Genomic DNA, 20,963 nt, shown 5'->3' with positions numbered 1-20,963 from the left:
AAGCGTGAGGGATGACTCCGCTTCCACGGGCTGGATTCGCAGGCTGACCCGGGCGTGCTGGCGCCACCGCGGGCTGGTCGTGCTGTCCGTGCTCGCCTCCGTCGTGGGCGTCGGGTTCGTGGCGATCAGTCCACTGCTGGTGAAGTTCGTGGTGGACGACGCCGTGGCAGGCTCGACCGACCGGCTCGGCTGGCTCGTCGGCGCCCTGGCCGGGCTGGCCGTGCTGAGCTTCGGCAGCGCGTTCCTGCGCCGCTACCTGGGCGGGCGGCTGGCCCTGGACGTGCAGCACGACCTGCGCCAAGCGGTCTTCGGCGCGGTGCAGCGCCTCGACGGCGGCAAGCAGGACGCGTTGCGCACCGGTCAGGTGGTCTCGCGCTCGATCACCGACCTGCAGTTGGTGCAGGGGCTGCTGATGATGGTGCCGCTGTCCATCGGCACGGTGGTGTTCGCGATCGTCGCGCTGGCGTCGATGGTGTGGCTCTCGCCGCTGCTGACGCTCGTGGCGTTCGTCGTCGTGCCGATCGTGGCGTGGGTGGCCCTGCGGATGCGGCGCACGCTGTTCCCGGCGACGTGGTCGGCGCAGCAGCGCGCCGCCGACCTGGCCCAGCACGTCGAGGAGACGGTCACCGGGGTGCGCGTGGTCAAGGGTTTCGGCCGCGAGACCCGCGAGGTCGCGCGCTTGGAGGACAGCGCCCGCGTGCTCTTCGCCGAGCGAATGCGCGCCGCCCGGCTGACCGCGCTCCCGGCGGCGACCCTGGTGGCGGTCCCGATCGCCGGGCAGGTGGGCGTGCTGGCGCTGGGCGGGCTGCTGGCCATGCGCGGCGAGGTCAGCCTGGGCACGTTCCTGGCCTTCGCCGGGTACGTGGCGAACCTCGTCGGCCCGACCCGGCTGCTGGCGGGCCTGGTGGTCAACGCCCAACTGGCGCGCGCGGGCGTGGAACGGGTCTACGAGCTGATCGATTCCCAGCCCGACGTCACCGACGCCCCCGACGCGCGGGACGTCCCGGAGGGGCCGGTCGCGGTGGAGTTCGACGCCGTGGGCTTCGGCTACACCCGCAGCGAGCCGGTGCTGGACGGGGTCGGGCTGCGCGTGTCCCCCGGCGAGACCCTGGCGCTGGTGGGCACGGCGGGCTCCGGCAAGTCGACCGTCTCCCTGCTGCTGCCGCGGTTCTACGACGTGCACGCGGGCGCGGTCCGGGTGGGCGGGGTCGACGTCCGGTCGCTGCGGCTGCATTCCCTGCGCAGCACCGTGGGGGTGGTGTTCGAGGAGGCGTTCCTGTTCTCCGACAGCGTCGGCGCCAACATCGCCTACGGCCGTCCCGACGCCACCGACGAGGACATCCGCGCCGCGGCCAAGGCCGCCCAGGCGCACGACTTCATCGAGGCCCTCTCCCACGGCTACGACACCGTGGTGGGCGAACGCGGGCTGACCCTCTCCGGCGGGCAGCGCCAGCGCGTGGCCCTGGCCCGTGCCCTGCTCTCCGACCCCCGCGTCCTGGTGTTAGACGACGCCACCTCCGCGGTGGACGCGGGCACCGAGTCCGCCATCCACGACACCCTCCGCGAGGTCACCGCCGACCGCACCACGCTGCTGATCGCCCACCGCCGGTCCACCCTGTCCCTGGCCGACCGCATCGCCGTCCTCGACCGGGGCCGCGTCGTCGACACCGGCACCGACGCCGAGCTGCGCGCCCGCTGCGCCCTGTACCGCGCGCTCTTGGCGGGCCCGGGCGATGCCATCGAGGACCCGACCAGCCGTCCCGTCACCGACCTGGTCCCCGGCCCCGACGGCACCACCGCCGCCCTCTGGCCCGCGGAGCCCGAGCCGGACCCCGAGTCCCCTGAAGATCACTCCCAGTCCGCTCCGCGCGAGCACGGGTCAGCGGAGACCCCCGGGCCCGACGCGGACCTGGTGAGCGTCCGGGCGCACACCCGCAGGCGGCCCACGCGCGGCGGTGGCGTGGTTCGCCCGCCCGCGCCGCGGGGCACGGTTCGACCGGCCTCGGCGCGGGCGGGGCGGATGGGCGGCGGCGTCGCCGACGTCCTGGGCGCCCTGCCCCCGACCCCGGAGCTGCTGGCCCAGGTCGAGGCGCTGCCGCCCGCCACGGAGCGGCCGGACCTGCGCGGTGTCGACGCGACGGCGCCGGACCCCGGCTTCCGCCTGGCCCGGCTGCTGCGCCCCATGCGCGCGCCGCTGGCCGTCGTCGCCATGCTGGTCGTCGCCGACGCGCTGGTCGCCGTGGGGATGCCCGCGCTGATCAGGATTGGCGTGGACGACGGCGTGCTGACCGGGTCGACGGGGACACTGTGGACGGTCACGGCGGCGGCCGCGACGCTGGCGGCCATCGCGTGGGTGAACACCGCCCTGATCACCGTGCTGACCGCCCGGGTCGGCGAACGGCTGCTGTACCTGCTGCGGGTGCGCAGCTACGCGCACTTACAACGCCTCGGGCTCGACTACTACGAGCGCGAACCCGCCGGTCGCATCATGACCCGGATGACGACCGACGTCGACGCGCTGTCCACGTTCCTGCAGACCGGGCTGACGGGCGCGGTCTCCGGGCTGCTCACGGTCATCGCGGTGACGGCGGGGCTGCTGCTGACCGACCTGTCGTTGGCCCTGGTGGCACTGGCGATCCTGCCTCCGCTCGCCGTGGCGACGATGGTGTTCCAGCGGTTATCCACCACCGCGTACACCGAGGCGCGGGAGCGGGTGAGCGCGGTCAACGCCGACATGCAGGAGAACGTCTCGGGGCTGCGGGTCTCGCAGGCGTTCACCCGCGAGGGGGTGGCCGCGCGCCGCTTCGCCGAGCGCAGTGACGCCTACCGGCGCTCGCGGCTGCGGGCGCAGCGGTACGTGGCCACGTACTTCCCGTTCGTCGCCCTGCTGGCCGACCTGGCGCAGGCGGCGGTGCTGGTGGTCGGCGCGCAGCGGGTGGTGGCCGGGGAGTTGCAGCCCGGGGTGCTGTTGGCGTTCATGCTGTACCTCGGGCTGTTCTTCGGGCCCATCCAGCAGCTCTCCGGCGTCTTCGACGGCTACCAGCAGGCCCGCGTCGGCCTGCGCCGGATCGGGGATCTGCTGCGCACCCCGACCACCGTGACCCCGCCCGCGGTGCCGGTGCCGGTGCCCGCGCACCTGTCGGGCGAGATCGAGCTGCGCGAGGTCACCTTCGCCTACCCGGGCACCGACACCCCGGCGCTGCGCGGGGTGTCCCTGCGGGTGCGCGCCGGTGAGACGGTGGCCTTCGTGGGGGCGACCGGGGCGGGGAAGTCGACGGTGGTCAAGCTGCTGGCCCGCTTCTACGACCCCACCGGCGGGGCCGTCCTGGTCGACGGGATCGACCTGCGGCGGATCGACCTCACGGGCTACCGCTCGCGGCTGGGTGTCGTGCCGCAGGAGCCGCACCTGTTCACCGGTGACGTCGCCCGCAACGTCGGCTACGGCGACGACGACGCCACCCCCGCCGAGGTCGAGGGGGCGGTCCGGGCGGTGGGGGCGCTGACGATGGTCGCCGAGCTGCCCGGCGGCTTCCGCCACGAGGTCGGCGAGCGGGGCCAGTCCCTCTCGGCGGGCCAGCGGCAGCTGGTCTCCCTGGCCCGCGCCGCCCTGGTCGATCCCGACATCCTGCTGCTCGACGAGGCCACCGCCGCCCTGGACCCGGCCACCGAGGCCACCGTCCTCACCGCGAGCGACCGCCTCAGCCGCTCGGGCGCCGCCCCGGCGGGCCTGTCCCGACCGCGCACGACGATCGTCGTCGCCCACCGCCTGGCAACAGCGGCCCGTGCCGACCGGATCGTCGTGCTCGACCACGGCCAGGTGGTGGAGGAGGGCACGCACGCCGAGCTGCTGGCCGCGGGCGGGCGGTACGCGCGGCTGTGGGAGCAGTCCACCCATTCGGGAACCCGCTGAGCAACAGGTGTGTCGGCGGTCATAGCACCGAACTCCCAGCGCCCGCACCCCCGCCCGCCTCGACCAGACCCACGTCGAGCTGCTGCGGGCCGCTTATGCGGAACCGATCACTTGATCGATGCAGCAAGACAGAGCACCATGAGGTCGCTCACGGCCGTCCTGCTGATTTACCGCACGGGCTGGGACAGGACTAGCCTGGTACGGGGTTCCGTATGAGATCGAGAATGGATAGAGGCGAGAGCCAGCCGTGTCCAGCAGCAGTCCAGCGTCACAGTTCGGTGCGAACGAGTGGCTGGTCGAGGAGATGTACGAGCAGTTCCTCGCCGACCCCTCGTCGGTAGACCCGGCGTGGCACGACTTCTTCGCCGACTACAAGCCGACCCAGCGCGCGGCGAGCCAGGGGGCCGCGCAGGCCAAGGCCGCCGGGACAGCCACCAAGACCGCCGCTCCGCCGTCGGGCAACGGGCAGGTCAAGCCGGCCGCACCCGAGCAGGCCGCAGCCGAGCCGGCCTCAGGCAAGCAGGCCCCAGGCAAGCCCACCCAGGCCGAGCCATCCAAGCCGAAGGCCGAGGCCGCCAAGCCGAAGGGTGAGCAGCCCAAGGACGGCGAGCAGCGCACCCAGCTGCGCGGCGCGGCGATGGCGATCGCCAAGAACATGAACGCCAGCCGGGACCTGCCGACGGCGACCAGCGTGCGCGCGGTCCCGGCGAAGCTGCTGGCCGACAACCGCATCGTCATCAACAACCACCTCAAGCGCACCCGCGGCGGCAAGGTCTCCTTCACCCACCTCATCGGCTACGCCATGCTGCGGGCGCTGGAGTCATACCCGAACCTCAACCGCCACTACGCCGAGGTCGAGGGCAAGTCCTTCTCCGTCACCCCCGAGCACGTCAACCTGGGCCTGGCGATCGACCTGCCCGGCAAGGACGGCTCGCGGACCCTGGTGGTCGCCTCCATCAAGGGCTGCGAAGGCATGAGCTTCCAGCAGTTCTGGCAGGCCTACGAGGACATGATCCGCAAGGCCCGCACCGGCTCGCTGACCGCGGACGACTTCGCGGGCACCACGATCTCGCTGACCAACCCCGGCGGCATCGGCACCAACCACTCCGTGCCCCGCCTGTCGGTCAACCAGGGCGCGATCCTGGGCGTCGGCGCGATGGAGTACCCCGCGCCGTTCCAGGGCGCCTCCGAGCGCACCCTGATCGACATGGGCATCAGCAAGATCATCACGCTGACGTCCACCTACGACCACCGCATCATCCAGGGCGCGGAGTCCGGCGAGTTCCTGCGCCGCATCCACCACCTGCTCCTGGGTGAGGACGGTTTCTACGACGGCATCTTCACCTCGCTGCGCATCCCGTACGAGCCGATCCGCTGGACCGAGGACATCACCGAGGGCCCGGTCGACAAGACCGCCAGGGTGATCGGCCTGATCGACGCCTACCGCACCCGCGGCCACCTGATGGCCGACACCGACCCGCTGAACTACCGGCAGCGCAAGCACGAGGACCTCGACGTCCGCTCGCACGGGCTGACGCTGTGGGACCTCGACCGCAAGTTCCCGGTCGGCGGGTTCGGCGGCAAGGAGAAGATGCGGCTGCGCGACGTCCTCGGCGTCCTGCGCGACTCCTACTGCCGCACCGTGGGCGTGGAGTACACCTACATCCTCGACCCGGCCGAGCGCCGCTGGATTCAGGAGCGGGTGGAGATCCCGCACGAGAAGCCCCCGGCCGCGGTGCAGAAGTACATCCTGAGCAAGCTCAACGCCGCCGAGGCGTTCGAGACGTTCCTGCAGACCAAGTACGTCGGGCAGAAGCGGTTCTCCCTCGAGGGCGGCGAGTCGGTCATCCCGCTGCTGGACACGCTGCTGGACAAGGCCGCCGAGTTCGAGCTCGACGAGGTCGTCATCGGCATGCCGCACCGCGGGCGCCTCAACGTGCTGGCCAACATCGTCGGCAAGCCGATCTCGCAGATCTTCCAGGAGTTCGAGGGCAACCTCGACCCCGGCCAGGCGCACGGCTCCGGTGACGTGAAGTACCACCTGGGCGCGGAGGGCAAGTACTTCCGCATGTTCGGCGACGGCGAGACCAGGGTGTCGCTGACGGCGAACCCCTCGCACCTGGAGACCGTCGACCCGGTGCTCGAGGGCATCGTCCGGGCCAAGCAGGACCTGCTGGACAAGGGCGAGCAGGGCTTCACCGTGCTGCCGGTCGCGCTGCACGGCGACGCCGCGTTCGCCGGGCAGGGCGTGGTCGCCGAGACGCTGAACCTGGCGCTGCTGCGCGGGTACCGCACCGGCGGCACCGTGCACGTGATCATCAACAACCAGGTCGGCTTCACCACCGCCCCCGAGCACTCCCGCTCGTCGCAGTACGCCACCGACGTGGCGAAGATGATCCAGGCGCCGGTGTTCCACGTGAACGGCGACGACCCGGAGGCCTGCTACTGGGTGGCGCGCCTGGCGATGGACTACCGGCAGACGTTCAACAAGGACGTCGTCGTCGACCTGGTCTGCTACCGCCGCCGCGGCCACAACGAGGGCGACGACCCCTCGATGACCCAGCCGGGCATGTACGACATCATCGACGCCAAGCGCAGCGTGCGTAAGGGCTACACCGAAGCGCTGATCGGCCGCGGCGACATCTCCGTCGAGGAGGCCGAGAAGGCGCTGCGGGACTTCTCCAGCCAGCTGGAGCACGTGTTCAACGAGGTCAGGGAGCTGGAGAAGCACCCGATCTCGCCGAGCCCCTCGGTCGAGTCCGACCAGCAGATGCCCGCCAAGCTGCCGACCGCGGTCTCCGAGGCCGTGCTGGCCGCCATCGGCGACGCGCACATGGACCTGCCGGAGGGCTTCAGCCCGCACCCGCGGGTCAAGCCGGTGCTGGAGCGCCGGGTGAAGATGGCCCGCGAGGGCGGCATCGACTGGGCCTTCGCCGAGCTGCTGGCGTTCGGCTCGCTGGTCATGGAGGGCCGCACGATCCGCCTGGCGGGTCAGGACTCCCGCCGCGGCACCTTCGTGCAGCGCCACTCCGTGGTCATCGACCGCAAGTCGGGCAAGGAGTTCCTGCCGCTGCAGCACTTGGCCGAGGACCAGGGCAAGTTCATGGTCTACGACTCCGCGCTCTCGGAGTACGCGGCGCTGGGCTTCGAGTACGGCTACTCGGTGGCCGACCCGGAGGCCCTGGTGCTGTGGGAGGCGCAGTTCGGCGACTTCGTCAACGGCGCGCAGTCGGTGATCGACGAGTACATCTCCTCCAGCGAGGCCAAGTGGGGCCAGCGCTCGGACGTGGTGGTGCTGCTGCCGCACGGCCACGAGGGCCAGGGCCCAGACCACACCTCCGGCCGCATCGAGCGGTGGCTGCAGCTGTGCGCCGAGGGCTCGATGACGGTGTCGATGCCGTCGACCCCGGGGAACTACTTCCACCTGCTGCGCCGCCACGCCCTCGACGGCGTGCAGCGCCCGCTGATCGTGTTCACGCCGAAGTCCATGCTGCGCAACAAGGCCGCGGTCAGCGCGGTCGCCGACTTCACCGGCGAGTCCCGGTTCCAGACGGTGATCGATGACTCCACTGTGGACGCCTCCGCGGTCACCAAGGTGCTGTTCGTCTCCGGCAAGCTCTACTACGAGCTGATCGCCGAGCGCGAGAAGCGCGGCGCCTCGGACGTGGCGATCGTGCGGGTGGAGCAGCTGTACCCGGTGCCGGAGAAGAAGCTGGCCGCGGTGTTCGCGAAGTACTCCGGCGCCCAGGCGGTGCGCTGGGTGCAGGAGGAGCCCGCCAACCAGGGCTCCTGGCCGTTCTACGGCCTGCTGATGCCGGAGCTGTTCCCCGACGCCCCGCGCGTCACCCGGGTCTCGCGCCGCCCGATGTCGGCGCCGTCGGCCGGGTCGAGCAAGGTGCACGAGCTGGAGCAGCGAGCGCTGATCGAGAAGGCGTTCGAGTAGAGGGTTCCGCACGAAACGAGTAGGCGTGTACTTCACCGATCGCGGTATCGAGGAGCTGGAGAGTCGACGGGGCGAGGAGGAGGTCACACTGGCCTGGCTGGCCGACCGCCTCCGCGCCTTCGTCGACGCCAACCCCGACTTCGAGGTCCCCATCGAACGCCTGGCCACCTTCCTGGCCCGCGACGACGAGGACTTCGAGGACTGACATGCCCGGCTTCATGCTGATCCTGCTCATCCTGATCGGCCTAGGCGTGGTGGTCACGGTCATCGTGATCACGACCAACAACACCAAAGCCAAGCGCGCGATGTACCCACCACCCGGCCACCACCCACCGCCAGGTCAGTTCCCACCGGGCCAGTACCCGCCCGGCCAATTCCCCCAGGGCCAATACCCACCCGGCCACCACCCACCGCCGAGCCAGTACCCACCGGGCCACATGCCACCCGGCCAGTTCCCCCAGGATCAGTTCCCACCGGCGCAGTTCCCCCAGCAGGGCCAGCACCCGCAGGGCCAGGTCCCCCCACCCGGCCCGAACCCGCCCGGTCCCTACCCGCCCCCCGGCCAGGGACCGTACTAGCCCTCCCCTGCCACGCAGCCCGCATCCTCCGACCGGCCCGCCCCCCTGCCGCACACCCTCACCTGCTGAAAAAACAACCCCGCCCATACATGGACAACCCCCGCCCACCCTGGGGGGACGGCCCTTGTCCAGTCTACCGGCGCGAGGGGTCGCTGACGGGGAAAAACGGCGGGGTGTGGACAACTCGGGCCTCTGTGGACAAACGAGGTGGGGAGGGTGCGGTTTGTGCTACGCCTCCCGGTTCCGCACCGCCGTCAGGTCGAGGTGCAGGGCCAGGTTGCGGCCGGTCATGCCCTTCATCGCCGTGATGCCGAACTCGTAGCGGTCGACGTCCGCGGCCGCGTGCACCACGACCTGGTCACCGTCCACCGACGCGCTCTCGATCCGGACCGGGAGGGGACGGGTCTCGCCGCGCACCGTCAGGGTGCCGCGCAGGGTCCAGCCGTCCTCGGTCTTGTCCATGCCGGTCGCGGTGTAGGTGATTTCCGGGTGGTTGCCGGTGTCGAGGTACGTCGCCGAGCGGACCATGCCGTCGCGGGCCTTGTTGCCGGTGGTGAAGCTCCCGGCGAGGATCGTGGCCCACGCCGTCGACCCGGCCACCGGGTCGGCGACCTGGATCAGCCCGTCCCGCAGGGCGAAGCTGCCGCGGACCTTCCCGAGGCCGAACATGTGCTTCGTCGTGAACGAGATCGCCGAGGCCGTCGGGTCGATTCGGTACTCGCCCGCGGCGGGGATCTGGACGGTCAAGGTTCCTCCTGATGGGTCGCCCGGCTCTCCCCGAACGCCGCGGAGGCCGGGCCGTCAGCCGAGCGTAGGCGTGAGGCCGATCCCGGCCGGGGCCGGTGTCGACTTCGGTCGGTCCGCGACGCGCCTGGTCGAGCACGGGGCCGTCGTGCTCGACCAGGGCGGCGGACGTCACCAGGCGTAGGCCTCCGGGGCGGGCTTGGCGCCGTTGGGGGCGGGGGCGGGGAACAGCTCGTCCAGAGAGGACAGGGTGGCGTCGTCCAGCGTGATCTCCAGGGCGCGCAGGGAGCCGTCGAGCTGCTCGGTGGTGCGCGGGCCGATGATCGGGCCGGTGACGCCGTCCTGGTGCAGCAGCCAGGCCAGGCCGACGTTGGCCGGGTCCTCGCCGAGGTCGGCGCACAGCTTCTCGTAGGCCTCGATGGTGTCGCGGTGCTGGGCCAGCGCCTCGCCGGAGCGTCCGCTGGTGCCGCGGGAGGCGCCGCCCTCGCGCTGCTTGCGCAGGACGCCGCCGAGCAGGCCGCCGTGCAGGGGCGACCAGGGGATCACGCCGAGGCCGTAGTGGCGGGCGGCGGGCAGGACCTCCAGCTCGGCCCAGCGGGTCAGCAGGTTGTAGATGGACTGCTCGCTGACCAGGCCGAGGAAATGCCTGCTGCGCGCGGCTTCCTGCGCCTGGGCGATGTGCCAGCCCGCGAAGTTGGACGAGCCGAAGTAGAGGACCTTGCCCTGCTGGCGCAGGACGGTGAACGCCTCCCAGATCTCCTCCCACGGCGTGTTCCGGTCGACGTGGTGCATCTGGTAGAGGTCGATGTGGTCGGTCCGCATCCGCGTGAGCGAGCCCTCGACGGCCCGGCGGATGTTGAGCGCGGAGAGGAACGTCTCGTTGGGCCAGTCGCCCATGCTGCCGTAGAGCTTGGTGGCGATGACGGTCTTCTCCCGCCTGCCGCCGCCCTGGGCGAACCACCGCCCGATGATCTGCTCGGTGATCCCCTCCCCCTTCTGCCACCCGTAGACGTTGGCGGTGTCGAAGAAGTTGATCCCGTGCTCATGGGCGCGGTCCATGATCGTGTGGCTGTCGGCCTCGCTGGTCTCGGGCCCGAAGTTCATCGTGCCGAGGACCAGGCGGGACACGGACAGGCCGCTGCGGCCGAGGTGGGTGTACTCCATGTCTCCAACCTAACCCCGGAGCGGCTCCAGGATCAGGTCGTGAACAGCCACCACGTCACCACCGGTCGCGCCGGGTCGGTGCGGTCGACCAGCACCTCCCGGGTCACCGCGCCGCGACGGTCCTGCGCCGAGGCGATGTCGGTGCCGGGGTCCTGCTCGGCCACGGGCGGCATGTGGACCTGGCGTCCGGGCTGCAGGGGGGTGGTGAAGCCGGAGTCGTCGAGCAGCGCGGACACGTCGGCGGAGTCCACCGCGATGGCGACGGTGTAGAGCTGGTCGATGCCCTTGTCGCCGCGCACGCCGAGGACGTCGGCCCCCGGCGGCAGGACGATGCCGCCGAAGGCCAGGGCCTCGGACGTGCTCACGGCGGGCATGCGGTCCTCCTGGTGGGTGGTGAGCATGACGACGGCGGCCAGCGCGACCGCCAGGACGGCCGCTGCGGCGACGACCGCCCAGCGGGTCATCGCGGACCGCGGCCGGGGTCGGTGCGCGTGCCGTCGCGACTCTGCGGAGGGTCGGGCAGCTGCCCCGCCTGGGGCACCTCGCCGGTGTAGGACTTGGTGTCGGTGGAGCCCGCGATGTCGTACTCCTGGGCCACGCCCGCGCGGTGCATCTCGGCCATCTGGCTGTCCTCGATGGTGATGGGTCCGATGTCGGTGGACTTGCCGCCGTCCCAGTTGTAGCGGTCGAACACGTGAACCTGGTAGTTCATGTCCACTATCGGTTGACCCCCGGGAGTGGCGGGCGGGTGCACCGTCGCCACGCCGGTCACCGCGTACTGGACCCCGCCCATCGCGTAGAACCAGTCCTTGTTCTCGCCCTTGGTGATGTAGTGGCCCTGCCAGCCGGTGTCGAATCGGACCGGGCGGCCGTAGCCCCCGGTGGCGGCGGCGTCGGCGGCGATGCGCCGGACCTCGGCGGTGGCCCTGTCGTCGACGGTGGCCTGGAAGCCGGGCGCGTCCCGCATCATGTGGTCCGGGTTGACCGTCAGGGGCGCGCCGGAGTTGGCGAGGTAGTGGTTCAGGTGCGCGGCGGCGTTGGTCAGTCCGACGGCGTCGGCGGCGTCGGCCGCCTGGAACGCCAGCGCGCGCACGGTGTGGTCATCGGCAGTGGTCCACCACGGGTCCGTGCCGTGTCCGCCCGCGCCGGGGTCGGTCGGCGGGTTCGGCGGCGGGCCGGGGATGGCGGGCAGGCCGTGGCCGAATCCCACGGCGGCGGCCTCGGCGAGGGTGCGGGCGCCGCCGTCGGTGATCTCACCGCGCACGACCTTGCCGAGCACGTCGGCGAGCGCGGCGTCGATCTCGCCCGCTCGGCGCAGGATCAGCTGGACGCGGTGTTCCAGGTCGGTCCGGACGCTCGCGCGGGCCGGGTCGGCGGGGACCGGCGGCACGTCGGCCACCGCGCCGCCGTCGCTGATGGTGAACCGGTGGTGGCGGGCCAGTTCCTCGGCCTCGGTGACGACGTGGCGCAGGCCGATGAGCTCGTCGGCGGCGGTCATCAACGCCCGCCGGACGACGTTGACCGCGGCGACGATGTGCTCCAGTTCGTCGGCGAGCCGGTCACGGTGTGCGGCGGCGTCCGCGGCCTCGCCCGTCCACGCCTGCGGGCGGGTGGCGGTGGCCAGGTCGTCGGCGAGGCCGACCAGCACGTCGCCACGGGCTTTGAGCACCTGTTCGGCGTCGTCCAGTGGTTCGGGGCGCCAGCCGCGGACCGCGCCGTAGGCGGGCATCAGCTTGGCCCGAGTCTGGTGGCCGGGACCCGGAATCCGCGCTCGGCGTCGGCCTCGTTGGCGGCGTAGAGTTCCTCGGCGCGGACCATTTCCGCGCCGAGGGTGCCGACCGCGGTGCTCCACGCGGTGACCTGCCTGGCCCAGGTGGCCGCCACCGTGGCGATCACCTCGGCGGAGTGGGCATCGGGCAGGGCCGGTGGCACCCCGGCGACCGCGTCGGCCAGGTCCACCCGGCGGGCCTGCTCCCCCGCGCTGATCGCGGCGTTCCCGGCCGCGCGCAGCTGATCCAGCACCAGCTCGTAGCCACTCATGCGACCTCACATGGAGTATCACCGACGTGCCGTTGTGTGCGACGGTACGGGACCCACGGACGCGTGTCAGCAGTTTGGCTGCACTACAGGGTTTCCAGCTCGCCAGACGGCGCTGGTGAGTGGAACTCCTGGGCGGTAAGCCAAATGAGTGATGGATGGCGCGTCGAGGAGGTGGATGTCGGCCCGCGCGCCCGCGGCGATGAGGCCGATATCCGTGCGATTGAGGGACTTCGCTGCTCCGATCGTGGCGGCGCGGACTGCTTCCGTGACCGACAGCCGCATTTGCAGGACGGCGGTGGCGACGCAGTAGGCCATGGAGGTGGTGTAGGAGGAGCCGGGGTTGCAGTTGGTGGCGAGGGCGATGGTGGCGCCCGCGTCGAGGAGGCGGCGGGCGTTGGGGAGGGGTTGGCGGGTGGAGAGGTCGCAGGCCGGGAGGAGGGTGGCGACGGTGTCGGAACCTGCCAGGGCGTCCACATCGGACTCGGTGAGGTGGGTGCAGTGGTCTACGCTGGCGGCGCCGAGTTCGACTGCCAGCGCCACACCGGGGCCGGGGCCGAGCTGGTTGCCGTGGACGCGCAGGCCGAGGCCGTGGGCGGCGGCGGCTTGGAGGACCGCGCGGGACTGGTCGGCGTCGAAGGCGCCGGTTTCGCAGAAGACGTCGGCCCAGCCGACGTGGGGGGCCACGGCTGTGAGCATCTCGCCGATGACCAGGTCCACATAGGAATCCGCGGACATACCGGGGGGCACCAGGTGCGCGCCGAGGAAGGTGACCTCGTCGGCGGCGGTGGCGGCGATGCGGGCGGAGCGGAGTTCGTCGGCGACGGTGAGGCCGTAGCCGGTCTTGGTCTCGATGTAGGTGGTGCCCTGGGCGACGGCCTCGGCGACGTGGCGGTGCAGGACGGCGGTGAGTTCGGCGTCGGTGGCGGCGCGGGTGGCGGTGACCGTGGTGGCGATGCCGCCGGCGGTGTAGGGCTGTCCCGCCATGCGGGCGGCGAACTCGGCGGTGCGGTCGCCCGCGAAGACCAGGTGGGTGTGGCTGTCGACCCAGCCGGGGAGCGCGGCGCGGCCCTCGGCGTCGTACACCGCGTCGGCGGCGGGGGCGCGCGCGGCGGGGCCGACCCAGGCGATCCGGTCGCCGTCGATGACCAGGGCGGCGTCGGTCAGGGTGGGCTGGTCATCGACGGCGTGGGTGGTGAGTTCGGCGATGTTGGTGATCAGGGTGGTCGTCACAGGGCCTCGATCGCGGTGGTGAGCAGGGGGGCGATGTCGCCGAGGATATGCCTGCCCGAGCGGACGATTTCGCGGCCGTCGCGGATCACGGTGTCCACATCGGACGCGGTGGCGGCGAGGACGGCTTGGGCGGGCAGGCAGCCCGCGGTGCGGACGGTGTCGAGGCGGACGGCGACGAGGTCGGCGGGGGCGCCGACGGCGATGCGGCCCGCGTCCCAGCCGATGGCGGCGTGGTTGGTGAGGGCGGCGACCAGCTCGGCGGGGGTGAACCGGCCGCGCTCGCCGGTGCGCAGGCGTTCGCCGTGCTCCAGCGCGCGGGCCTCCAGCAGCGGGTCGACGACGGCGTGCTGGTCGCTGCCGAGGGACAGCGCCGCGCCCGCGTCGGCGAGGGGGCGGGCGGGGCCGATGCCGTCGGCGAGGTCGGCCTCGGTGGTGGGGCACAGGCAGACGCCGCTGCCGCCGAGCAGGGTGGTGTCGCGCGCGGTCAGGTGGGTGGCGTGCACGGCGGTGAACCGGGGGCCGAGGACTCCGGCCTCGGCCAGCAGTTCCACCGGCGTACGGCCGTAGGCCGCCACGCAGGCGGCGTTCTCGGCGGGCTGCTCGGAGACGTGCGCGTGCAGCGGCCCGTCGAAACCCGCCACGGTCGGCAGGTCGGCGGGGAGCACCGCGCGCACCGAGTGGATCGCCGCGCCCACCCGGAATCCGGCGCCGGGCCGCAGGGCGGCGACCCGCTGCGCCCACGCCTGCGCCGTGCCGTCGGAGAACCGCAGCTGCGGCTCGGACAGCTCCTGGCCGATCCCGCCCCGCAGGTAGCAGGTGTCCAGGAGGGTCAGCCGGATGCCCGCCTCCGCCGCCGCCGCGCGCAGCGCCGACGCCATCGCGTTCGGGTCGGTGTAGCGGGCGCCGCCGGGGGCGTGGTGCAGGTAGTGGAACTCGCCGACGCCGGTGACGCCGGCCAGCGCCATCTCGGCGTACGCCGCCCGCGCCAGCCGGAAGTACGAGTCCGGGTCCAGGCGCGCCGCGACCTCGTACATCCGGGTCCGCCACGTCCAGAACGTGCCGCCGCCGTCGTGGGTACGGCCCCGCAGCGCGCGGTGGAAGGCGTGCGAGTGGGCGTTGGCGAAGCCGGGGAACACCACCCCGGGCAGCCGGGTCGCGGCCCCGGCGGGCACCCCGGCCGTGACCGAGGTGAACACCCCGTCGGCCACGGTGACCAGCACGTCGGAGGCCAGGCCGGTGGGCAGCCAGGCGTAAGGGCACCAGTAGGCGGTCATCGGATCAGGTGGACGGGGACATCGGCCAGCGCGCCCGCGCCCGCCTCGCGGTTGACCACGGTGACCAGCACGTCGGTGACCAGGCTGGCGGGCAGCCAAGCGAGGGCACACCCATAGGCGGTCATCGGGCCAGGTGGGCGAGGACGTCGGCCAGGGCGGCCGCGCCTGCCTCGCAGTCGGCGGCGGTGGCGAACTCCTCGGGCGCGTGGCTGATGCCGGTCGGGTTGCGCACGAACAGCATCGCGGTGGGCACGTGTGCGGCGAGGATGCCCGCGTCGTGGCCTGCCCCCGTGGGCAGGTCCGGGACACCGCCCAGCACGCCGGACAGCTCGTCGCGCAGCGCCGGGTCGAACACGACGGTGTCCCCATAGGACTCCTCGGTGACCGTCACCGAGCAACCCTCGGCCGCCGCCAGGTCCTCCGCCGCCGCGGCGATCTCCGCCACCACCGCGCGGGTCGAGGTGTCGTCGACGGCCCGCGCGTCCAGCCAGAGGTCCACAGTGGACGCGATGACGTTGGTGCCGCCCGGGACCGGGACGATCCGGCCGACGGTGGCCCGCGAGCCCGCCACCGCGGCGGCCGCGGCCCGCGCGGCGAGGACGACCCCGGCGGCGGGCAGCATCGGGTCGCGGCGGTCGGCGAGCAGGGTCGCGCCCGCGTGGTTGCCCTCGCCGGTGAACCGCAGCCGCCAGCGGCCGTGCGCCAGGATCGAGTGCGCCACCCCGACCGGCGCGGCCAGGTCGACCAGTCCCCTGCCCTGCTCGACGTGCAGCTCCACGAACACCCCGATCCGCCGCAGCGCCTCCTCGTCGCGCCCGACCAGCCCCGGCTCCAACCCGCTGTAGGACAGCGCCTCCGCCAGCGAGTGCCCGTCCGGGTCGGTCAGGCGCAGCGCCGCGGCCGGGTCGACCGAGCCGGTCATCAGCCGCGACCCGAGGCAGGCCAGCCCGAACCGGCCGCCCTCCTCCTCGGCGAACACCGTCAGCGCCAGCGGGCGCCCCGGGGTGAAACCCCGCTCCCGCAACAGGTCCACGGCCGCCAGCGACGCCGCCACGCCCAGCGGCCCGTCGTAGGCCCCGCCCCCGGGCACCGAGTCCAGGTGGCTCCCGGTGACCACCGCGCCGTCCCCCGGCGCGCCCCACCACGCCCACAGGGTGCCGTTGCGGTCGGTCTCCACCGACAGCCCCCGCCGCACGGCCTCCTGCGTGAACCACGCCCGCAGCTCCAGCTCGGCGCGGTCGAACCCGTGCCGGGAGTACCCGCCGCGCCGGGGATCGGCGCCCACCGACGAGATCGCGCCCAGCAGCGCGGCGACGCTCACCGGGCCATCGGGACGGTGACGCCCCGCTGCTCGGCCACCGCGGCCGCCGCGTCGTACCCGGCGTCGACGTGGCGGATCACGCCCATCGCCGGGTCGTTGGTCAGCACCCGCTCGATCTTCTGGCCCGCCAGCGCCGTCCCGTCGGCCACCGTGACCTGGCCCGCGTGGATGGAGCGGCCGATGCCGACGCCGCCGCCGTGGTGGATCGACACCCACGTCGCGCCGGAGGCGGTGTTGACCAGGGCGTTGAGCAGCGGCCAGTCGGCGATGGCGTCGGAGCCGTCGGCCATCGCCTCGGTCTCCCGGTACGGCGAGGCCACCGACCCGCAGTCGAGGTGGTCGCGGCCGATGACCACCGGCGCGGACAGCTCCCCGGAGGCGACCATCTCGTTGAACCGCAGGCCCGCCAGGTGCCGCTCGCCGTAGCCGAGCCAGCAGATGCGGGCGGGCAGGCCCTGGAACTCGACCCGCTCCCCCGCCAGCTTGATCCAGCGCGCCAGCGACTCGTTCTCCGGGAACAGCTCCAGGATCGCCCGGTCGGTGGCGGCGATGTCGGCCGGGTCGCCGGACAGCGCCACCCAGCGGAAGGGGCCCCTGCCCTCGCAGAACAGCGGCCGGATGTAGGCGGGCACGAAGCCGGGGAAATCGAAGGCCCGCTCGCAGCCGCCCAGTTTGGCCTCCCCGCGCAGGGAGTTGCCGTAGTCGAAGACCTCGGCGCCGCCGTCGAGGAAGCCGAGCATGGCCTCGACGTGCTCGGCCATCGACTCCCGGGAGCGGTCGGTGAACTCGTCGGGCTTCTTCGCCGCGTAGTCGCCCCAGTCGGCCAGGTCGACCCCGCGCGGCAGGTAGGCCAGCGGGTCGTGCGCGGAGGTCTGGTCGGTGACGATGTCCACCGCCAGCCCGCGGCGCAGCAGTTCGGGCAGCACCTCGCAGGCGTTGCCGATGACGCCGACCGAGACGGCCTCGCCCTCGCGCTTGGCCCGCTCGACCCTGGCGACGGCCGCGTCCAGGTCGGGCGCCAGCTCGTCGAGGTAGCGGGTCTGCACGCGGCGCTGGGCGCGTTCCGGGTCGACCTCCACGACGAGCGCGACGCCGCCGTTCATCGTCACCGCAAGCGGTTGCGCCCCGCCCATGCCGCCGAGCCCCGCGGTCAGGGTGAGCGTTCCCCGCAGCGTGCCGCCGAAGCGCTTGTGCGCCACCGCGGCGAAGGTCTCGTAGGTGCCCTGCAGAATCCCCTGCGTGCCGATGTAGATCCACGAGCCCGCGGTCATCTGCCCGTACATCGTCAGGCCCGCGGCCTCCAGCTTGCGGAACTCCGGCCAGGTGGCCCAGTCGCCGACCAGGTTGGAGTTGGCGATGAGCACCCGCGGCGCCCACTCGTGGGTGCGCATCACCCCGACCGGCCTGCCCGACTGCACCAGCAGCGTCTCGTCCTCGGCCAGGGTGGTCAGCTCGCGGGTGATGGCGTGGAAGCTGGGCCAGTCCCTGGCCGCCTTGCCGGTGCCGCCGTAGACGACCAGGTCGTCGGGCCGCTCGGCGACGTCGGGGTCGAGGTTGTTGTGGAACATGCGCAGCGCGGCCTCGGTCTGCCAGGACCTGGCGGTGCGCGCGGTCCCGCGGGCGGCTCGGATCATCGGGTACTCCTCACGAGGTGGCCGGAGCGGACGAGCTCCTCGGCGGCGGCGATCTCCGGGGCCAGGTGGCGGTCGGGACCGGGCCCCGGGACGCGGTCGCGGAGGGCGGCGACGGCGGCCGCGGTGGCGGGCGCCGGGGTCAGCGGGGCGCGCATGTCCAGCGCGCGGGCGGCGGTGAGCAGTTCGATCGCCAGCACGGTGGCCAGCCCGTCGACGGCCCTGCGCAGCTTGCGCGCGGCCGACCAGCCCATGGAGACGTGGTCCTCCTGCATGGCGCTGCTGGGGATGGAGTCGACCGAGGCGGGCACGGCCAGGCGCTTGAGCTCGGAGACGATCCCGGCCTGGGTGTACTGGGCGATCATGTGGCCGGAGTCGACGCCCGCGTCGTGCGCCAGGAACGGCGGCAGGCCGTGCGAGCGGGACACGTCCAGCATCCGGTCGGTGCGCCGCTCGGCCATGCTTGCGACGTCGGCGACCGGGATGGCGAGGAAGTCCAGCACGTAGGCCACGGGCGCGCCGTGGAAGTTGCCGTTGGACTCCACGCGGCCGTCCGGGAGCACGACCGGGTTGTCGATGGCGGCGGCCAGTTCGCGGTCGGCGACGGTCTCGGCGTGGGCCATGGTGTCGCGGGCGGCGCCGTGGACCTGGGGGGCGCAGCGCAGGGAGTACGCGTCCTGCACGCGGGTGCAGTCCGGGCCCCGGTGGCTGGCCACGATCGGGGAGTCGCGCAGGTACTCCCTGATGCGCGCCGCCGAGACCGCCTGGCCGGGGTGCGGGCGCAGGGCGTGCAGGTCGGGGGCGAAGACGCGGTCGGTGCCGAGCAGGGCCTCCACGCTCATCGCGGCGGTGAGGTCGGCGGTGTCGAGGAGGGTGCACAGGTCGGCGAGGGCCAGGGTGAGCATCCCGAGCATCCCGTCGGTGCCGTTGATGAGGGCCAAACCCTCCTTCTCGGCGAGCACGACGGGGGTGAGCCCGGCCTCGCGCAGGGCGTCCTGGGCGGTGGCCGGGCCGGATGCCGTGTCGACCTCGCCCTCGCCCATCAGCGCCAGCGCGACGGCCGAGAGCGGCGCGAGGTCGCCGGAGCAGCCCAGCGAGCCGTGCTCGGGGACGACGGGGGTGATGCCCGCGTCGAGCATGGCGGCGAGGGCGGCCACGGTCGAGGCGCGGACGCCGGTGCGGGCGGTGGCCAGGGTGCGCAGGCGCAGGAGCATGAGGGCGCGGACGACCTCGGTCTCGACCCTGGGCCCGGCCCCGGCGGCGTGGGAGCGGATGAGGGAGCGCTGCAGGGCGGTGCGGCGGTCGGCGGGGATGTGCCGCACGGCGAGGGCGCCGAACCCGGTGGAGACGCCGTAGGTGGGGGTGGTCGCCTCGGCGAGGCGCTCGACGTGCGCGCGGGTGGCGGCGACGGCGGCCAGGGCATCGGGGGTGACCCCGACCCCGGCGCCGTGCCGGGCGACGGCGACGACCTGGTCCCGGGTCAGCGGCCCGCCGTCGAGGAGAACTCGTTCCTGCATAGGCCCATCCCAGTCCTCACCGGGCTCGGGCACGAGTGGGGAACGGGTGATGTTGTCTGGGATACCAGACGAGTCAGCGAGTGCCGAGCCAGGGGTTGTCGACGTCCGGGCCGATCCGCATGGTCTCGGCGACCTCGACCAGCATGGGCACGCGGTCGAGGTCGGGGGAGTCCGCGTAGTGGCGCACGACCAGCCAGCGCCCGTCCAGGTCCACCACCAGCGTCTCGGTGGGTGCTGATTCAGAGAGCGGCCGGTGGGTGATCACGCGTGCGGGGCGCCCGAGCACGGTCACCTCCAGGTCGGGTGCCGCGATGACCGGGTCGATCGGGGCGAGTTCGGCGGTGAGCAAGCGGCCTCCGGTGTCCAGAGACGTGGTGAACAGGACAGAGGCGCCGGTCGCCGTGCTCCGCACGCCATACGTCAAGTGACTGGGGCTCCTGCCCGCGGGCAGGCCGAATTCCAGCGAAGTCCGCAGCGGCGGCCCCTCGCCCTGGCGGATTCCCCGCGCGATCCGCACCAGGGTGTCCCGGTCGGTGAGCCGGAACGGCGCGAACAGGCGGAGGCTCGCGCGGCCGTGCTTCCAGGCCACACCTCGGACCCCGTGCTCGTCGAAGTACCGGCCGCTGCCCATCGCGCCGAGGTCGACCGCCTCCTGCCCGCCCTCGGTGGGACCGTCGTACTCGGCCCGCAGGGTGAGCGAGGCCTTCATGTGCTCATCAAGCGGGCCGGAGTGCCAGTGGCGGGTCACGATCGCGTTGTCCCGGGACGCCGTCCTGGCCTGCTCAGTGATCCCGGGCGGCAACCACGTCGGGTTCAGCCCTACCCACGCTTCGCGCGGGGCGGCCGAGGGGAAGCGGGCCGGTGACGTACCCCCCTCGTCACCGACCCGCAGCAGGGGAACCGCCACCGCCACGAGCAGCACGGCCGCGGCGACGGCCACGAGCGCGAACCGGGGACGGCGGCTTCGGTCCAGCGCGGCGCGGACGGCGCTCTCGTCGGGGGCGTGGTCGGCGAGGTTGTGGAGGGTCTCGCGCAGCAGGTCGTCGAAGTCGGTCCTCATCGGTGGGTCTCCTGCTCGGTCTCGACGTCCGCGCGCAGGGCCGAGACCGCGCGGGAGATGTGGCTGCGGACGGTGCCCGCCGAGCAGCCCAGCTCGGCGGCGATCTCGTCGTCGGTGCGGCCGTCGTAGTAGCGCAGGATGACTGCGGCGCGCTGTTTGCGCGGCAGGCGGGCGATGCCCGCGAGCAGGGCGGCCCGCTGGTCGACGGCCGCGGTCGGGTCGGCGATGGGCGGGGCGAGCGCGTCGAGGGCGCCGAGGGAGACCGGGACGTCGGCGCGGCGGCGGCGCCAGGAGAGGAACTCGTTGGTCACCATCCGCTTGACGTAGGCGTTGGGCTGGTCGAGGCCGCCAATGCGGTTCCACCGCTGCTGTGCGCGCACCAGCACCTCCTGCACGATGTCCTGTGCTTGCGCGGGGTCGCACGTCAGCACCGTGGCGTAGCGCAGTAGTGGCGTCAGGCGCTGGTTGAGGAAGTCCTCGAAGGTCACGACGCTCCCCTCGTCAGTCCTCCAACGTCCCTGTCCCCGGTTCTGTTGAGTCGTACTGTGCGC

Annotated in this window: 17 protein-coding genes; 4 read left to right on the top strand and 13 right to left on the bottom strand. The window is 72.9% G+C overall.

Annotated features, from left to right (window positions below; translation table 11 throughout):
* Positions 1-4 precede the first annotated feature (4 nt).
* The 4 genes from ACTG9Q_RS04800 (at position 5) to ACTG9Q_RS04785 (ending at position 8,431) form a co-directional block, all read left to right on the top strand.
* The gene (locus ACTG9Q_RS04800) at positions 5-3,910 is read left to right on the top strand and encodes an ABC transporter transmembrane domain-containing protein (protein WP_455571378.1); all 3,906 of its coding nucleotides are present in this window, start codon (positions 5-7) and stop codon (positions 3,908-3,910) included.
* A gap of 247 nt (positions 3,911-4,157) precedes the next feature.
* Positions 4,158-7,853 (top strand): multifunctional oxoglutarate decarboxylase/oxoglutarate dehydrogenase thiamine pyrophosphate-binding subunit/dihydrolipoyllysine-residue succinyltransferase subunit, encoded by a 3,696-nt coding sequence (locus tag ACTG9Q_RS04795; protein WP_455571377.1) that lies wholly within the window; start codon positions 4,158-4,160, stop codon positions 7,851-7,853.
* 25 nt (positions 7,854-7,878) lie between these two features.
* Positions 7,879-8,058: a DUF6104 family protein gene (locus ACTG9Q_RS04790; RefSeq protein ID WP_455571376.1), complete on the top strand. Its 180-nt coding sequence runs from the start codon at positions 7,879-7,881 to the stop codon at positions 8,056-8,058.
* A 1-nt stretch (position 8,059) separates the two neighbouring features.
* Entirely contained in the window at positions 8,060-8,431 is a 372-nt protein-coding gene (locus tag ACTG9Q_RS04785) for a hypothetical protein (RefSeq protein WP_455571375.1), read from the top strand.
* 228 nt (positions 8,432-8,659) lie between these two features.
* On the opposite strand, the gene ACTG9Q_RS04780 is transcribed toward ACTG9Q_RS04785, so the two are convergent.
* From ACTG9Q_RS04780 to ACTG9Q_RS04720, 13 genes are all read right to left on the bottom strand, one after another.
* Complete coding sequence (locus tag ACTG9Q_RS04780) at positions 8,660-9,178, bottom strand: YceI family protein (RefSeq protein ID WP_455571374.1); 519 nt, start codon at positions 9,176-9,178, stop codon at positions 8,660-8,662.
* A gap of 168 nt (positions 9,179-9,346) precedes the next feature.
* Entirely contained in the window at positions 9,347-10,339 is a 993-nt protein-coding gene (locus ACTG9Q_RS04775) for an aldo/keto reductase (RefSeq protein ID WP_455571373.1), read from the bottom strand.
* A gap of 32 nt (positions 10,340-10,371) precedes the next feature.
* Positions 10,372-10,803: a hypothetical protein gene (locus tag ACTG9Q_RS04770; RefSeq protein WP_455571372.1), complete on the bottom strand. Its 432-nt coding sequence runs from the start codon at positions 10,801-10,803 to the stop codon at positions 10,372-10,374.
* Positions 10,800-12,068 carry a hypothetical protein gene (locus tag ACTG9Q_RS04765; RefSeq protein ID WP_455571371.1) on the bottom strand — a complete coding sequence of 423 codons (1,269 nt, stop codon included), beginning with the start codon at positions 12,066-12,068 and terminating at the stop codon, positions 10,800-10,802. Before ACTG9Q_RS04765 ends, ACTG9Q_RS04770 begins: the two co-directional genes overlap by 4 nt.
* Positions 12,068-12,379 (bottom strand): hypothetical protein, encoded by a 312-nt coding sequence (locus ACTG9Q_RS04760; RefSeq protein ID WP_455571370.1) that lies wholly within the window; start codon positions 12,377-12,379, stop codon positions 12,068-12,070. The genes ACTG9Q_RS04765 and ACTG9Q_RS04760 overlap by 1 nt, the downstream gene beginning before the upstream one ends.
* A gap of 66 nt (positions 12,380-12,445) precedes the next feature.
* Positions 12,446-13,609, bottom strand: coding sequence for an imidazolonepropionase (gene hutI / locus ACTG9Q_RS04755; protein ID WP_455571369.1), 1,164 nt, complete (start codon positions 13,607-13,609; stop codon positions 12,446-12,448).
* Positions 13,606-14,883 carry a formimidoylglutamate deiminase gene (locus tag ACTG9Q_RS04750; RefSeq protein ID WP_455571368.1) on the bottom strand — a complete coding sequence of 426 codons (1,278 nt, stop codon included), beginning with the start codon at positions 14,881-14,883 and terminating at the stop codon, positions 13,606-13,608. Before ACTG9Q_RS04750 ends, hutI begins: the two co-directional genes overlap by 4 nt.
* On the bottom strand, positions 14,880-15,008 hold the full coding sequence (locus ACTG9Q_RS04745) for a hypothetical protein (RefSeq protein WP_455571367.1): 129 nt from the start codon (positions 15,006-15,008) through the stop codon (positions 14,880-14,882). The genes ACTG9Q_RS04750 and ACTG9Q_RS04745 overlap by 4 nt, the downstream gene beginning before the upstream one ends.
* Entirely contained in the window at positions 15,005-16,204 is a 1,200-nt protein-coding gene (locus ACTG9Q_RS04740; RefSeq protein ID WP_455571366.1) for an allantoate amidohydrolase, read from the bottom strand. Before ACTG9Q_RS04740 ends, ACTG9Q_RS04745 begins: the two co-directional genes overlap by 4 nt.
* Entirely contained in the window at positions 16,201-17,838 is a 1,638-nt protein-coding gene (gene hutU / locus ACTG9Q_RS04735) for a urocanate hydratase (protein ID WP_455571364.1), read from the bottom strand. Before hutU ends, ACTG9Q_RS04740 begins: the two co-directional genes overlap by 4 nt.
* Complete coding sequence (gene hutH / locus ACTG9Q_RS04730; protein ID WP_455571363.1) at positions 17,835-19,352, bottom strand: histidine ammonia-lyase; 1,518 nt, start codon at positions 19,350-19,352, stop codon at positions 17,835-17,837. Before hutH ends, hutU begins: the two co-directional genes overlap by 4 nt.
* A gap of 73 nt (positions 19,353-19,425) precedes the next feature.
* A complete protein-coding gene (locus tag ACTG9Q_RS04725) occupies positions 19,426-20,412 on the bottom strand; it encodes a hypothetical protein (RefSeq protein WP_455571362.1) in 987 nt (328 codons plus the stop codon).
* Complete coding sequence (locus tag ACTG9Q_RS04720; protein ID WP_455571361.1) at positions 20,409-20,900, bottom strand: SigE family RNA polymerase sigma factor; 492 nt, start codon at positions 20,898-20,900, stop codon at positions 20,409-20,411. Before ACTG9Q_RS04720 ends, ACTG9Q_RS04725 begins: the two co-directional genes overlap by 4 nt.
* Between the last annotated feature and the right edge of the window lie 63 nt (positions 20,901-20,963).

The sequence above is a fragment of the Actinokineospora lacus genome (assembly GCF_053813445.1).
The sequence above is the reverse complement of the archived record's forward strand: the minus strand, read 5'-3'. Positions and strand labels throughout refer to the sequence as shown.